This window comes from Bordetella tumbae (assembly GCF_965139195.1).
Taxonomy (GTDB): Bacteria; Pseudomonadota; Gammaproteobacteria; order Burkholderiales; family Burkholderiaceae_B; genus Bordetella_A; species Bordetella_A tumbae.
Genome location: NZ_CBCSJH010000066.1, coordinates 1 through 15367, shown reverse-complemented (window position 1 = coordinate 15367; position 15367 = coordinate 1). Strand labels below are relative to the sequence as shown.

Below are 15367 nucleotides of genomic sequence, written 5' to 3'. Positions count from 1 at the left end.
GGCCGAGGCCCCTGCTCATGGGCCGAGTCGCGGCGATAGGCCCGGCGGGGCTTTTACACGCCGACCTCCTGCGCCAAAAGAACTCCGCACTACGCATGCCACAGACAGCAACCCCGGCATCCCAAAAGGCCCACACGCTACGCCTTCAGCCTGCTGCCCCCAGGGAGCATTTTTTGCCTCGAAACGGGATCAGATCAAAATCAAACGCCCAACAGAGCCTTCAACCCATCCTCATCCAGCACCGTCACGCCCAATTCCTGCGCCTTGGTGAGCTTGCTGCCAGCCTCTTCCCCCGCCACCACATAAGCGGTTTTCTTCGAGACCGAACCACTGACTTTACCCCCCGCCGCCAGGATGTACCGAGTCGCCTCGTCACGCGTCCATGTAGGCATGGTGCCGGTCAAGACAAACGTCTTGCCTGCCAGCGCATTGCCCTCAGGCCCTGATTCGGCAACCGCATGCACGCCCTGGGCCTTGAGCAGCTCGATGATTTCACGATTATGCGGCTCGGCGAAAAAGCGCCGAATCGAACCGGCAACGACAGGACCGACATCGGGCGCACCAGACAAGGCTTCCTCGTCCGCATCCATGATGGCCTCGATGCTGCCGAAATGACGGGCCACATCGCGAGCCGTGGTCTCGCCTACATGACGAATGCCCAGTGCAAACAACAGACGCCCCAGCGTAGGCGTACGCGCCTTGTCGATCGCTGCCACCAGGTTTTCGGCAGACTTTTTGCCCATGCGGTCGAGAGCGGCCAATTCAAATGCCGTCAGGCTGTACAAATCAGCCAACGACTTGACGCGCCCGCTTTCGACCAATTGATCGACCAGCTTTTCTCCCAGGCCATCAATGTCCAGCGCTTTGCGTCCCGCCGCATGCCAGAGAGTTTGTTTGCGCTGCGCAGCGCAGAATAAGCCACCCGTGCAGCGGGCAATCGCCTCGTCTTCTGTGCGCTCGATCGCCGAATCGCAGACGGGGCAGCGAGTCGGCATGACAAACTCGCGCACATCCTGCGGCCGTTGGGTCAGCACCGGGCCCACGACCTCGGGAATCACGTCGCCAGCGCGGCGCACAACGACCGTGTCACCGATGCGCACGTCTTTGCGGCGGATTTCATCCTCATTGTGCAGCGTCGCATTGGTGACCGTGACGCCGCCCACAAAAACAGGCTGCAATCGCGCCACCGGCGTGATGGCGCCGGTACGCCCCACCTGCACTTCGATATCCAGTAGTCGCGTCGTGGCTTCTTCGGCGGGAAACTTGTGCGCTACAGCAAAACGCGGCGCACGTGCGACAAAGCCCAGCACCTTTTGCGCCGCCAGGGAATCGACCTTGTAGACCACGCCATCGATGTCATACGGTAAGCCCGGCCGCTCGCGACCGACTTGTTCGTAAAACGCCAGCAGCCCTTCGGCGCCGGTGACGCGTTTGTTGTATTGCGTGTTGACGGGCAGGCCCAATTCGGCCAACCAGCTCAGCATCGCGCCATGCGAATCATGCGGCAGCGTGGATTGCTGGCGCGCATTGCCGGTGGGTTCCTCGAACAAACCGGGTTGCGTGCCCGGCAAACCGTGGACCTCGCCCCAACTATAGGCAAAGAACCGCAGGGGACGCTGGGCCGTGATGCGCGGGTCTAATTGCCGCAGGCTGCCCGCCGCCGCGTTACGCGGATTGACGAAAACCTTTTCATCACGCGCTGCCTGAGTACGATTCAAACGTTCGAAGTCGGAGCGATTCATCAGCACCTCGCCGCGCACTTCCAGCACACGGGGAGCCGCGCCTTTCAAGCGCAAAGGTACAACGCGAATCGTGCGCACGTTAGCCGTTACGTCCTCGCCGGTCTGGCCGTCTCCGCGTGTCGCCGCCTGGACGAGCACACCGTCCTCGTAGCGCAAGCTAATAGCCAAGCCGTCGAATTTCAACTCACAGAAGTATTCCGGAGATTGATCGAGGCGCAACAGACCTGCCCCACGCAGGGTGTCGGACACGCGACGGTCAAACGCCTGGACATCCTCGGCCTCGAAGGCATTGCCCAAGGACAACATCGGCACGGCATGTTGTACGCTGCCAAATGCGGCCAAAGGCGCCGCGCCCACGCGTTGGGTGGGCGACTCAGGGGTGACTAACTCGGGGTGTTCTGTTTCCAGTTTGACCAGTTCACGCATGAGCGCGTCATAGTCGGCATCTGATATCGCGGGCGCATCCTGCACGTAGTAGTGCACATTGTGCTGTTCGATCTCATGGCGCAACTCGGCGGCCCGCTGCGCCGCCTGGGTGGCGCTGGCGTGCTCAGCCATCAGGCAAACACCCGTTGTGCACGCTCACTGCCTGCAGGCAAGCCGGCTTGGTCCAATTGCTGGAACAGCTTTTGCAATTGCTCGTCGATACCTGTTTCCATGCCATCGACGACGGATTTGCCTTGATCGTCGACCAGCTCTGCCTGTAAACGCCGGGCCAGGTCACGACCCACATCGACCATGCGGCCAAATGCGCGCGGGTCTTCGGGGCTGCACGGCACATCCAGCAACAGCACCAGACGATCCACCACCGCCATACCGTCGTCGAAACCTGCGCCGTCACTGCGCGACAGGGTAAAACGCGCCACGCCGTTATCGGCCAGCCACGCCAGGCGTGCGCCATCCACGGCAAAACCCAACTCGCGCGCTACACCGATAACCTCGGCAGTGGCTCGCGGAGCCCCCATCAACAGCGTCAAACCGACTTGCGCATCGAGCGAGGCGCAAAGCGTGTCGAGCTTGCCTGCACGATCCAACACCACTTGCTGGTCCGGGCCTTCGATTGTCGCTTCGAAACGATCGGCGAGGTCTTGCGCACGCGCCCAGGCCTGCGACCATTCGATGGCAGTCAGCGGGCCGCTGCGATTGGCGAGCAACACAGCCAGCTGCAACGATGCATAGGACTCTTCGGGATGAATACGGGCACGATGACGGCCACGATCGGTGGACGCAAAAAGGCGCACCGGTTTACGGCCAGCCTGATGCAGGTCCTGCACCGCGGCCAATAAATCGGCTCCGCGCACAGGTTCGCTAAATTGGACTTCGATCACGATTTCACAAGCGGGATCGGGCTCTTCGGTGTCATCCAGGTCATTGCTTGGCGCCGCTGCAACCGCAGCCGCAGCTTGGGCCGGCGCCTGCCCTACCCCCATGCCAGGCTCACGGCGCTGTGCCTCAGGAGCAGCGGTACGCCCGGCAGCCTCGTTGGCGCCGAATAAAGGATCTTGCTCGGAAGCAGGAAAACGCGCTTGCATACGACTGCGCGCACGGCGGTCTTGCCACCAGTTGAATCCCAATACCAGCAGTATCAGCAGTACACCCAGGACAATCAGCCCAATCTGCAAGTCGCTCATGTGTCAATCCTGCGCTGCGAGGCAGCGCCCTTCCGTTGTAGTGGTTATGCGGCTTCGGAGGCCATTTGCACGGCCGAATCAATATCAACAGCAACGATACGCGAAACCCCTTGTTCTTGCATGGTAACGCCAACCAATTGTTTGGCCATTTGCATCGCGATCTTGTTATGCGAGATGAACAGGAACTGCGTCTGCTCGCTCATGTTGCTCACCAGGTTGGCGTAGCGCTCGGTATTGGCGTCATCCAGCGGTGCGTCCACCTCGTCCAGCAGGCAGAACGGAGCAGGGTTCAGTTTGAACAACGCGAACACCAGTGCCGTAGCGGTCAGCGCTTTTTCACCACCCGATAACAAATGAATCGTGCTGTTTCGTTTGCCCGGTGGTTGCGCCATGACCTGCACGCCCGCATCCAGGATTTCGTCGCCGGTCATCGTCAGCTTGGCCTCACCGCCCCCGAACAGCCGTGGGAACAGTTCGCCAAAGTGACCGTTGACCGTATCGAACGTCGCCTGCAGCAGCTCGCGCGTTTCGCGATCGATTTTGCGGATGGCGTCTTCGAGGGTATCGATCGCGGTCAACAAATCCTGTTGCTGGGAGTCGAGAAACTCCTTGCGTTCGCGCGAGGCGTTGAGCTCATCCAACGCGGCCAGATTCACGGAACCCAGCGAATCGATTTGACGTGAAATACGGCCGACTTCGGATTGCAGCCAGTTGGCACGGCGCCACTCATCGGGGCGATCGGCCAATTCCCGGGCCAGCGTCTCGCGGTCTACCTCACGCGCATTCAGTTGCTCGGTGAATTGTTCTTCGGCCAGACGCGCGGCCTGCTCTTGCAATTGCAGTTCGGTAATACGTGCGCGCAGAGGCTCCAGCGCACGCTCTTGTTGCATGCGCTCTTCGTCGGCGCCGCGCAACAGGGCCGACAGATTGTCGAGTTCCTGGCGCGCCCGGGTCAGGGCTTCTTCGCGTTCGGCGCGTGCCTCGAGTGCGTCTTGCAAGCCAGCTTGCGACGCAGACGCGTCGAACTCCGCCAACTCGACCTGCAGCTGTTCGAGCTCGACGGCCCCGCGCTGGCTCTGATCGATCGCCAACTGGCGATTGCGCTGCAGATCCGCGATACGGGATTGCACGCCGCGCTCGGCAAACTCAGCCTCCTGGGCCGCGCGCTCGAGTTCGCGCAATTTGGCGCGTGCGGCCTCGGCTCGAGCGGCGAGATCTTCGCCCTCCATCTCGGCATCGGCAAAACGCGACTGGTGCTCGCCCAATTCCTGGTCCAGCGTTTCGAAGCGTGCTTCGGCCTCCTCGCGCGTCGCACGCAGGTCTTCTTCGTGGGAGGCGATTTCCTCCAAATCCTGGCGCAGGCGTGTCGCCCGTTCACCCGATTGTTCGGCCTGCTGTTGCAAACGCGAGTGTTCGAGCTGGATGTCGTGCACCCTGCGAGTCACCTCAGCCACGCGCTGGCGCGCCGGCGTAATGGCCTGCGACACCTGTTGCCATGCGGTCTCGGCGCGTGCCACAGCGGCTCGCGCCTGGTCTGCTATCAGCTGATGCGCCTTGATCTCGCGCTGCAGGTTTTCGATTTCCTGCTGGCGGGCAAGCATGCCCGCCTGCTCGGAATCGGGAGCATAGAACCGCACGCTATGCGCATCAACCAGATGCCCGGCCTGCACCACGCACGCTGCACCGGGGGGCAGTGCCGCACGAGCAGCCAGCGCCTGGCCCATGTCGGCAGCGGTATAGACGTTACGCAGCCAGTCGTTCAGCAAGGTGCGCAGGTCCGGATCGGTAATGCGCAACAAGCTCGCCAAGGGTGTCAACCCTGCGGGCGCAGCCGGTGCCGGCGCCGCGGCCGGAACCTGATAGAACGCCAGGCGCGCGGGCGGTGCGTCCTCGGCAAAGGCTCGCGACCAGTCGAGGTTGCGCACCTCCATGGCGGCCATGCGCTCGCGCAGAACGGCTTCCAGGGCGTTTTCCCAACCGGGCTCGATATGCAGCTTTTGCCACAGCCGTGCCAGGCCGGTCAGCTCATGCTTGGCCAGCCAAGGCTCTAGCGCGCCTTGCTTCTGGACGTCTTCCTGCAGCTTGACCAACGCGGCCAAGCGAGCCTCGAGGCGGGCCAGGGTCTGGGCGTCTTGCTGGGCGGCTGTCTGTGCGCGGCCGCGTTCGGCGTCGGCCTCCGGGACTTGGGCCTCCAGGTCGGAAAGCTGTTGCTGGGCTTCTTCGAGTTGGTCCTCGCCCACCGCACGGTCGCCCGCCAATTGTTCCAGCCTGGCGAGATCCGGGGTGTGTAATTCGCGTAATTCCTGCTGCAGGCGCTCGCGGCGCTGCTCCAGGTTCTGCAGTTGGCGATCGGCATCGCGTTGCGTCTGCGCTGCCAGGGCCAGATTCTGTTCGACACGAGCCAATGCCCCACGCATCTCGTCGCGCGCAGCCGCGGCATCGCGCACCCGCGATTCCGTTGAGGGCAGACTGGCCTGGGCGTCTTCGGCCAGCGCACGGGCTTCTTCGGTACGAGCAGCGCTGGCGGCCAAGTCTTCCTCGGCCTGGGCGATCTGCTCGACACAGTGGGCTTGCTGGGTTTCCCATTCGGCGATCTGCTGCTGCAGTTGATCCCGCCGCGCCTGCAGGCGGTTGCGCGAATCGACTACGTGGCGGATCTCCGCCTCCAGGCGGCTGACCTGCGCGTTGGCTTCGTAGAGCTGCCCCTGGGCAGTGTGCACGGCATCACTGGCCGCATAGTGGGCCTGGCGGCGCGATTCCAGCTCGAGCTCACCCGCACGCAGCCCCGCGACGGCCGCCTCGAGGTTGGTCTGGGCCTGCGCCATGTCCTGGTTCTTCCGCTGACGCTCATCGCGTGCACCGGTTTCTTTCAAGAGCCAGAGCGCAAATTGTTTTTTCTCGCCGTCGGCCTGCAGCTCGCGGTATTGGCGGGCGACCTCGGCCTGCGCCTCGAGTTTTTCCAGCTGCGACCCCAATTCGCGCAGAATGTCTTCGACGCGGGTCAGGTTTTCCCTAGTATCCGAAAGGCGATTTTCGGTTTCACGGCGGCGTTCTTTGTAGCGCGAGACACCGGCGGCTTCTTCGAGGAACACCCGCAATTCCTCGGGGCGCGCCTCGATCAGGCGGTTGATCATGCCCTGACCGATGATGGCGTACCCACGTGCGCCCAGGCCGGTACCCAGAAAAATATCGTGGATATCGCGGCGGCGTACCTGCTGGTTGTTGACGTAGTAACTGCTGGTGCCGTCGCGCGTGAGCACGCGGCGCACCGCGATCTCGGAATAAGCGCTCCATTGGCCCGCGGCGCGGCCCTCGCTATTGTCGAACACCATTTCGACGGATGCACGCGCGGCAGGTTTGCGATGACCCGAGCCGTTGAAAATCACGTCCTGCATGGATTCGCCACGCAACTCGGAGGCCTTGGCCTCGCCCAATACCCATCTGACGGCATCGATAATGTTGGATTTGCCGCAGCCATTAGGACCCACGACCCCCACCAGCTGACTGGGTACGGGAATCACAGTGGGGTCGACGAACGATTTGAATCCGGCGAGTTTTAGTTGAGTCAGGCGCACAGTACGATGAATGGACGGGTGGGGTTAAACGAATGCGTTGAACAGACCTGCCCTACGAATAGCGAACCGGCCCCTCGGGGACCGTAGAATGGCGAATCTAGTGTGGCTCGTATGATACCCCAGGCCGTTGCCGCCCCACGCTGAAAACGACGCAAATCCCCTCATCCACACGTCAGACGCTATACTCGCTGACACTTTTTTTTCATCCGAAACAGATTTTTTACCGCTGCCGGTTTGCCGGCAGCCACCGGGGACTCTCTTTTGAAACGCGGGTTTTATCTGGTCATGGCCGCTCAGGCCTTCTCGTCTCTGGCGGACAATGCGCTGTTCATCGCGGCGATCGCCTTGATTCTGGAATTACATGGCCCAGACTGGATGGCGCCGCTGATGAAATGGTCGTTCGCACTGTCGTACGTGGTGCTGGCGGCCTTTGTCGGCGCCGTCGCTGACTCGTTCCCCAAAGGGCGGGTGATGTTCGCTACCAATGCCCTCAAGGTCTCCGGCTGCCTGCTGATGTTCCTCTATGCCAACCTGGGCATTCCCGATGAATACCAGACCTATCTGGTCTGTGTGGCCTATGGCCTGGTCGGCGTCGGCGCGGCCGCCTACTCGCCCGCGAAATACGGCATCGTGACCGAAATGCTGCCCCCGGAGATGCTGGTCAAGGGCAATAGCTGGATCGAAGGCCTGACGGTGTTCTCCATCATTCTGGGCACAGTACTGGGAGGCGTGCTGATTTCTCCGGCCGCCTCGACCGTGCTGCTCGATCACCACCTCATCGGCAAATGGGTGCAAACCCCCGCCGAAGCCGCCATTCTGGTCATCGCCTGCGTCTATCTGCTGGCCGCGCTCTGCAATCTGCTGATCCCGAACACCCATGTGCGCTACCCGCCGCAGCAGAAAAACCCCATCAAGCTCACACGCGTCTTTGCCAGCTATGTCCGCGTCCTGTGGCAAGACAAACTGGGCCAGATTTCCCTGGCCGTCACCACCCTGTTTTGGGGAGCCGGTGCGGTCCTGCAGTTGATCGTGATCGAGTGGGGACGGCAGCATTTGGGCTATAGGCTCGACGAGGCCTCAATGCTGATGGGCGTCGCAGCCGTCGGCACCGTCGTAGGTTCGATTCTGGCGGGACGTATTCCCCTGCGCAAAGCCCTATGTGTTTTACCCGTCGGCGCGCTGATGGGTCTGGTAGTGCTGCTCATGCCTCTGGTGCAGAGTACGTGGGCGGTGTATGGCGTGCTGCTCTTGACCGGCGGGCTGGCCGGATTCTTTGTCGTACCCATGAATGCGCTGCTGCAGCACCGGGGACATGTCCTGTTATCGGCCGGCCACTCTATCGCCGTGCAAAACTTCAACGAACAGCTCAACATCCTGTTGATGGTGGCGATTTATACACTGATGCTGTGGCTGGAAATGCCCATCAACGTCATTATCGTGCTGTTTGGCGTGCTGGTTGCCATCCTGATGGTGTTGTTCATGCGCTGGAGCCGCCGCAACCTCAATGCGAATCCCGCATTGCACGAACAAATCGGCCAAGAGGGGCACGGCCACGCGATCAAGCAGCACTGAACGCCTGAGCGATGAGCGCCCGTGCTGTTGGGCGCTCATTTGATCGCCACGGCAATTATCCTGGGCGGCGTCTGTGTAGCGTGGCACTCGGCCTCGCGCCGTTGCCTCGCTGAACTCGTCCAGCCTTAAGGGCTGCGCCGTGATCAGGTCAGCGCCACCGCAAGCTGCAGATCCTGCCAGGCGCGCGCCTTTTCGACCGGGCTGCGCAGCAAATACGCTGGGTGATAACTGACCACGACGGGGATACGGTGCCCATCGTCCATGGTCCACACATGCTGGCGCCCACGCAAACTGCCTATCGTGGCATCCGTTCCCAACAGTGTCTGGGCGGCAAAACGGCCCAACACCAGAATCCGCTCTGGCCGAATCAGCTCGATCTGGCGCTTCAGATAGGGACTGCACGCGGCGATTTCCTCGGGCTTGGGATTGCGATTGCCCGGAGGCCGGCACTTGATCACGTTAGCGATAAAGACGTCTTTTTCGCGGCTCATCCCCACGGCGCTCAACATCGCGTCCAGCAGTTGACCAGAGCGCCCCACGAAAGGCAGGCCCTGACGGTCCTCTTGTTCGCCCGGCGCCTCGCCCACAACCATCCAGCGCGCAGGACGAGCTCCCATGCCGAAAACGGCATGGCGGCGCCCCTGGCACAGGCCGCAGGCAGTGCACTGCTGGACTTGCTCGCGCAAAGCGTCGAAATCGGTCGCGGCGACAACGGGTTCTGCCACAGGGGTCGGCGCNCGCGCCGCGGGCGCCGCGCCTGCTGTTGGACGGGTCGGCGCCGACACAGGCCGCACGGGTGTGCCACCACGTTCGCTCTGCGCGGACGCCCCAGCAGTCGAAGCAGCGCCGGCAACAGGCGCTGCCACGCCACGGTGGCCCGCTGCGCCAGGAGCATCCGCGGCTCCGTCTGCATCGGGATGGCCGGCGCCGACTGCGGCACCCGAGCGAGTCGCTGGGCCACCGACGGTATCGGCGTGCCCCCCTGCCCGCAGCGCGTCTCTCGCCTGCGCCGCTGGGCCTTGGCGTGCGCCCGCATCGGGGTCTGATTCAGCCGCCTGCGCCGAGGCCGTCGACGCCGCCGATCCTGGCAGCGGATCTGCGGCTTTTAGCCACGTTTTCTCAATACCGATTTCGCGCAGCCAAAGCTTTTGCAGCGCATTGATGCGGGGAGCCTCCAGCGCGACACCGTCGGCCGTATGTGCCAGGTCGTCAAGCACCTGCGTCATTGCGACGATCCCTCGCTCACCAGCATTTTCTGCATCACCAAGGCGTCCTCGCGCTGTCCCTTACCCGTAGGATAATAGCCGCGCCGCACCCCGATACGCCGAAAACCGCATTTTTCATAGAATGCCAGTGCCGAGGTGTTGGACGGGCGAACCTCCAGCATCACGGCAGGTAAATCGTGTTGCCGCGCGATTTGCTCGCACCACCCCAGCAGCACGCTGCCGAATCCGTGGCGATGCTGTGCGCGAGACACGCCTATCACCAGCAAATGCGCCACATCAGGCGCCAGCATCACCAAGCAGAACCCGACAACGTTACCGCCCTGGCGCAACACGCAGGCCTCGTACCCGGATGCCAATGCATCGGCAAAATTGCCTCGCGTCCATGGGAACGCCTGCAAACTGGCCTCCAAATCGGCCACAGCCTCCACATCCGTCTCGGCCATGGGTTCAAGCACGGGTGCGGGCCAGGCGGGTGCGGCCTTGGGGTTGCCACCCAGACCGCGCTCACGTTCTGCCGTGGTGAAGGCAATTTTGTCTCGCACATACAGGGGTGCAGCCAACTCGGGAGCCGCAGCCTCGCCACGCAACCATGCCTGCCGCGCCAAATGCGCCACGGCGCTGGCCTGCGGCCGGGAGGCAGCGTTGCGCCGCCAATTTGCAGGCGGCGCCATCTCGGCCGCGTAAACGTCCCAGGCATCGCCTGCCAAACGGAGTGGCATTGTCCCAGGCGAAGCCATCAATCCTCCGACCAAGCCCCCCGCCAGACCGTCAACCAGCCCTCCGGCCAAGCCATGGCCCAGCCGCCCATTCTGGTCATTGGTCGCCCATGACGGCAGATGATGCGCCACCCATGGCACCGCCTCGTCCGCGGCGATCAGCATGGGAGCCTGCAAGGTCAGCCAGGGACGCTTGCTGTCTGCCCCATAAGCGTAGACGGCCAGATAGACCTCGTTCATCCGTGCATCCAGCGCCACCAGCACCCTGTCGCCCGGTTGAGCGCCGGTTTCGTACGCCACGGCCAGATGAGACACGACGGGCACGACGGGTATCCCCAGCGCCAAACCCATCCCCTGAGCAACGCCGCAAGCCACCCGCAAGCCCGTAAAGCCGCCAGGCCCCTGGCCGAACGCAATCGCGTCCAGATCGTCCGGCGTGAGCCCCGCCTGCTCCAGGAGCTGTCCCGCCATCGGCAGCAATCGCTCGGCGTGTTCCTGGGCGCCTTCGTGTTCCAGCACGGAAACCGTGCAGCCGGCATCGGTTTCGCGCAAAAGGGCCACCCCGCAACGCGAGGAGGAGGTTTCGAGGGCCAACAGGTTCAAATTCATAGGGGGAGATTGTACGAAATCCCAAGAACCCCCTTCTAGGACCAAGGGGGGGATTTCAACCTTAATGCGCAATGTGTAATATCTTGTGAATACCCACTAGCCGTTGATTCTTGTCACTGTTACATTTCCGGCCATGAATACGCAAAACACCAATCCCGTCCGCAAAATTCTCGTCGTCGATGACGATCCTCGCCTGCGCGATCTGCTGCGCAGGTACTTGTCGGAACAAGGATTCAACGTCTTTGTCGCCGAAGACGCCAAAGAAATGGGCAAGCTCTGGCAGCGCGAGCATTTTGACCTGCTCGTTCTGGACTTGATGCTGCCCGGTGAAGACGGTCTGTCGATCTGCCGCCGCCTGCGCGGTGGTCACGACAATACCCCCATCATCATGCTGACAGCCAAGGCCGAGGAAATCGACCGCATCGTCGGCCTCGAAATGGGCGCTGACGACTATCTGTCCAAGCCCTTCAACCCCCGCGAGCTGTTGGCTCGTATCAACGCCATCCTGCGCCGCCGGGGCACCGAAGAACATCCCGGGGCTCCCAGCCAGGAAAACGAGTCCATCGCGTTTGGACCGTATACCCTCAATCTGTCGACCCGTACGCTCACGCGCAACAACGAACAAGTCCCCATCACCACGGGCGAATTCTCCGTGCTCAAGGTCTTTGCGCGTCACCCCAAGATCCCGCTGTCGCGTGACAAGCTGATGGAATTGGCCCGCGGCCGCGAATACGAAGCCTTCGATCGCAGTCTGGACGTGCAAATCTCGCGTTTGCGCAAGCTGATCGAACCCAACCCGTCCAAGCCGGTCTTCATCCAGACGGTCTGGGGTCTGGGCTACGTCTTCGTTCCGGATGGCGGCAGCTGATCGTCCCAAAGGATCTCGACAAGCACGACGTCTTGTGCCCGGTGTACGCAGGATCCTCCGCAACCTGACCTCACGACTCAGGTTAGGGCTGTTCGGCCGCACGTTTTTGCTGCTGGCAGCCCTGATGCTCGTGAGCCTCGGGGCATGGCTGCAGGTTTTCTTCAGTATGGAACTAGGCCCGCGCGCCAACCAAATGGCGCAACGGGTCATTACGGCCGTCAATATCACCCGCACGGCGCTGATCTATTCCGACGACACCGAGCGCAGCAAGCTGCTGCTGGATCTGGCCACCAACGAGGGGATTCAGGTCTATCCTCGCGAGGTCACGGATTTCACCGAGGCCTTGCCCGAAGACGACTACTGGCAACGTGTCGCTCAGCATATACGTACCCGCTTTGGCCCCGAAACCCAGATCATGTGGGGCGTCAATCAAGTCCCGGGCTTCTGGGTCAGTTTCCAGATCAATCAGGACCTGTATTGGCTGGTCTTCGAACGCGAACAAATCGGCCTGACGGGCGGTATAGAATGGCTGGGCTGGGGTGCGACCGCCCTGCTGCTCTCTCTCGTGGGGGCTGCCGTCAGCGTAGGCTTTGTCAACCGGCCGCTCTCCCGATTAGCGCGGGCCGCGCAGGTATTGTCTCGTGGCGAAACGCCTGCCTCCCTGCCCGAAAATGGCCCGCTGGAGATCCGGGATCTCAACGCCTCGTTTAACCGGATGGCAAAAGACCTCCGGCAAGCCGAAGCCGATCGCGAACTCATGCTGGCAGGGATCTCGCATGATTTGCGCACCCCGTTGGCCCGTATGCGGCTCGAGATCGAAATGAGCGGCGTATCCGAGGATGCGCGCCAGGCGATCGACGATGACCTGGGGCAAATCGATCACAGCATCGGCCAGCTCATGGAATATGCCCGCCCCGCGGGCACGCTGCCCCAAGTCGCCACGAATATCTCTGAAGTCCTCGCAGAGCTATATGAACGCGAGCGCAGCCATACCGCCTCATTGGGCGGTAATCTTGACGCGTTCATCGAACCCGACCTGCACGCCCGCGTAACGGCCCTGGACCTCAGGCGCGTCGTCAGTAACCTCATCGAAAATGCGCGCCGCTACGGCCGCTCTGCCGACGGCCAGGCTCATCTCATCATGAGCCTGCATAGCGAAGGCGGCTCGCTGATCATCGAGGTCTCTGACCGCGGGCCGGGCATCGCCCCCGATGACGTCGATCGCCTGCTCCGTCCCTTTTCACGGGGCGAAGCTGCCCGCACTGGCGTCAGTGGGGCGGGCTTGGGCTTGGCCATTGTTGAACGCTTGCTCAAACACGTAGGCGGGTCATTGAAAATGCTGGAACGCCAGGGCGGCGGATTGACCGCACGGATAGAGATTCCCAAAGCTCGATTTAGAAATTATCAATTAGACAGCGATAGCCAATAGCGTAAAATTTGGGTCTTAGCACGCGATACTGTGTGCCTTCATTCCACCCAACAACTTACGGGAGCATTCATGAAAACTGTTGGCGATAAACTCGAGCCCTTCAAGGTTGCCGGTGTCAAGCCTGGCTTCAATCAGCACGAAGAAAACGGTGTTTCGGCGTTCGAAGACATCACCGAAAGCTCCTTTCCCGGTAAGTGGAAAATCATCTACTTCTACCCGAAAGACTTCACGTTCGTGTGCCCGACCGAAATCGTCGGTTTCAACAAACTGGCCAACGACTTCGCAGACCGCGACGCCGTTCTGTTGGGCGGTTCGGTGGACAACGAGTTCGTAAAGCTGGCATGGCGCCGTGAGCATCCGGACCTGAACAAGCTGGGTCACTACCAATTCGGCGACGTCACCGGCTCGCTGATCGACCAACTGGGCATCCGTGACAAAGAAGCTGGCGTGGCTCTGCGCGCTACCTTCATCGTCGACCCGGACAACACCATCCAGCACGTGTCGGTCAACAACCTGAACGTGGGTCGCAACCCCGAAGAAATCCTGCGTTTGCTCGACGGTCTGCAAACCGATGAGCTGTGCCCTTGCAACCGTACGGTTGGCGGCGCAACGCTGTAATTTCTCAGCCCGGCCCTGCCGGGCTTTTCCTGATCCAGATTATAGGTAAAAACTATGGAATTCATCTCAGCCATCAAGGAACAACTGCCGGATTGGGCCAAAGACATTCGCCTGAATCTGGACGGCGTGATTGCTCGCTCGACGCTGGCCCCGGAAGACGCCGTAGGCGCAGCGCTGTCGGCCGCCTTTGCGGCGCGCAGCCCCGTGCTGATCGAGGCGTTCAAAAGCGGCCTGTCGGAAACCGACGCCAATGCCGCACTGACGGCCTCGGCGTTGATGGGCATGAACAATATCTGGTATCCCTACGTTGAGATGACCGGCGACGATCAACTCAAAAGCCTGCCGGCTCAATTGCGTATGAATGCATATGCGACGCATGGTGGGGTAGATAAGAAACGCTTTGAGCTGTTTGCCTTGGCGGCTTCTATCATCGGCAAATGCCATTTCTGCGTGCAGTCGCACTATGAGAATCTGAAGAAAGATGGGTTCAGTGTGGAGCAGTTGCGGGATGTGGGGAGGATTGCGGCTGTGGTGAATGCTGCGGCGTTGTCGTTGGCGGCGCAAGGGAAGTGATTTTGCTGTAGGGTGTTTAGTAGTAGTACTTATGGACGTCGATGCGGGGCAGTGGCCGCGTGGGGGCTTCACGTGGCCGGTCCGGCGCCCTGCGCGCCGGACACCGTGTTCGCTNACCTCGTCCGCGCCTTCGCGCTCCCTACGGTGTCCGCTCCACTCGGCCACGAGGCGCCCCCACGCGGCCACTGCCCCGCATCGACTCGCAGTAACTCAAGCTCATCACATCGCTGGCACGGCTTTCNTGCTTGGCGTTTTTCTGCATCAGNCTGGGGGAAGAGAAAGATCTTGCAGGGCTGCGATTTTCGGGTGCCCTGCACCCCCGAAAATCGCGTTCGGGATGGGCATGCACAGGCTGTGGCACCGTTNCNNGACAAAAGATCTCTCGAGTCNCATTGACGTAATGCCACGCATGGCACTCGTTATAGCGCGCTCATGGTGAGCGCAAATCACGTCCNCNGCGATGAACTCTGACCCAGAGCACAGACATGCTATGGATACGCCGCCAAAAAAAGTGCCCTACGCATCATCGCCGCAAGCATCAAACGCAGCCAAGCAGATCCTCCAACCAGGCACCACGCCACCCCTACCGCATGCCCGGACCGATCGCTTGAGGGGGACGCGCTGGGCGTCCTCCGAAAGCAGCACCGCAAGATCTTTCTCTTTACCAATGCGGCTGCAGAAAAACGCCAAGCAAGAAAGCCATGCCAGCGATGCAGAGAATTCTAATTGATGCCAGTCGAGCCGAGGCAATCGGCCCGGCCGGGCGCCTCAAAGTCGAGTGGAGCGGACGCTGCGTCCGGCCCCTACG

General features: G+C 61.7%; 10 protein-coding genes and 1 pseudogene. 6 read left to right on the top strand and 5 right to left on the bottom strand.

All coding sequences use genetic code 11. From position 1 onward, the window contains the following. Positions 1-200: 200 nt before the first annotated feature. Genes ligA through smc form a run of 3 tightly spaced genes read right to left on the bottom strand, consistent with a single transcriptional unit; the run spans position 201 to position 6948 of the window. Positions 201-2300, bottom strand: coding sequence for an NAD-dependent DNA ligase LigA (gene ligA / locus ACNA0J_RS29095; protein ID WP_415822485.1), 2100 nt, complete (start codon positions 2298-2300; stop codon positions 201-203). Next, positions 2300-3373, bottom strand: coding sequence for a cell division protein ZipA C-terminal FtsZ-binding domain-containing protein (locus ACNA0J_RS29090; protein WP_415822483.1), 1074 nt, complete (start codon positions 3371-3373; stop codon positions 2300-2302). The genes ligA and ACNA0J_RS29090 overlap by 1 nt, the downstream gene beginning before the upstream one ends. A gap of 44 nt (positions 3374-3417) precedes the next feature. Beyond that, positions 3418-6948 carry a chromosome segregation protein SMC gene (gene smc, locus ACNA0J_RS29085; protein WP_415822482.1) on the bottom strand — a complete coding sequence of 1177 codons (3531 nt, stop codon included), beginning with the start codon at positions 6946-6948 and terminating at the stop codon, positions 3418-3420. A gap of 261 nt (positions 6949-7209) precedes the next feature. Between smc and lplT the strand changes: the two genes are divergently transcribed. Further along, entirely contained in the window at positions 7210-8520 is a 1311-nt protein-coding gene (gene lplT / locus ACNA0J_RS29080) for a lysophospholipid transporter LplT (protein WP_415822481.1), read from the top strand. A gap of 143 nt (positions 8521-8663) precedes the next feature. On the opposite strand, the pseudogene ACNA0J_RS29075 reads toward lplT, so the two are convergent. Beyond that, a pseudogene (locus tag ACNA0J_RS29075) lies at positions 8664-9257 on the bottom strand (uracil-DNA glycosylase); the annotation flags it as partial. A gap of 485 nt (positions 9258-9742) precedes the next feature. After that, complete coding sequence (tsaB, locus tag ACNA0J_RS29070; RefSeq protein ID WP_415822479.1) at positions 9743-11071, bottom strand: tRNA (adenosine(37)-N6)-threonylcarbamoyltransferase complex dimerization subunit type 1 TsaB; 1329 nt, start codon at positions 11069-11071, stop codon at positions 9743-9745. 133 nt (positions 11072-11204) lie between these two features. On the opposite strand from tsaB, the gene risA reads away from it, so the two are divergent. From risA to ACNA0J_RS29045, 5 genes are all read left to right on the top strand, one after another. Continuing rightward, complete coding sequence (gene risA, locus ACNA0J_RS29065; protein ID WP_094821448.1) at positions 11205-11939, top strand: response regulator transcription factor RisA; 735 nt, start codon at positions 11205-11207, stop codon at positions 11937-11939. A 34-nt stretch (positions 11940-11973) separates the two neighbouring features. Next, positions 11974-13368 (top strand): sensor histidine kinase RisS, encoded by a 1395-nt coding sequence (gene risS, locus ACNA0J_RS29060; protein ID WP_460490253.1) that lies wholly within the window; start codon positions 11974-11976, stop codon positions 13366-13368. A gap of 69 nt (positions 13369-13437) precedes the next feature. Further along, complete coding sequence (locus ACNA0J_RS29055) at positions 13438-13986, top strand: peroxiredoxin (RefSeq protein WP_415808391.1); 549 nt, start codon at positions 13438-13440, stop codon at positions 13984-13986. 54 nt (positions 13987-14040) lie between these two features. Next, positions 14041-14559: a carboxymuconolactone decarboxylase family protein gene (locus ACNA0J_RS29050; RefSeq protein ID WP_094821451.1), complete on the top strand. Its 519-nt coding sequence runs from the start codon at positions 14041-14043 to the stop codon at positions 14557-14559. Positions 14560-15016: 457 nt separating this feature from the next. Then, positions 15017-15289 (top strand): hypothetical protein (locus tag ACNA0J_RS29045; RefSeq protein ID WP_415822475.1); only part of this gene is annotated, 273 nt, incomplete at its 5' end. Positions 15290-15367 lie beyond the last annotated feature (78 nt).

Coding starts and splice junctions, on each gene's coding strand:
- ACNA0J_RS29050 (WP_094821451.1), top strand. CDS start 14,041: ATGGAATTCATCTCAGCCATCAAGGAACAACTGCCGGATTGGGCCAAA.
- risA (WP_094821448.1), top strand. CDS start 11,205: ATGAATACGCAAAACACCAATCCCGTCCGCAAAATTCTCGTCGTCGAT.
- ACNA0J_RS29090 (WP_415822483.1), bottom strand. CDS start 3,373: ATGAGCGACTTGCAGATTGGGCTGATTGTCCTGGGTGTACTGCTGATA.
- ligA (WP_415822485.1), bottom strand. CDS start 2,300: ATGGCTGAGCACGCCAGCGCCACCCAGGCGGCGCAGCGGGCCGCCGAG.
- ACNA0J_RS29055 (WP_415808391.1), top strand. CDS start 13,438: ATGAAAACTGTTGGCGATAAACTCGAGCCCTTCAAGGTTGCCGGTGTC.
- tsaB (WP_415822479.1), bottom strand. CDS start 11,071: ATGAATTTGAACCTGTTGGCCCTCGAAACCTCCTCCTCGCGTTGCGGG.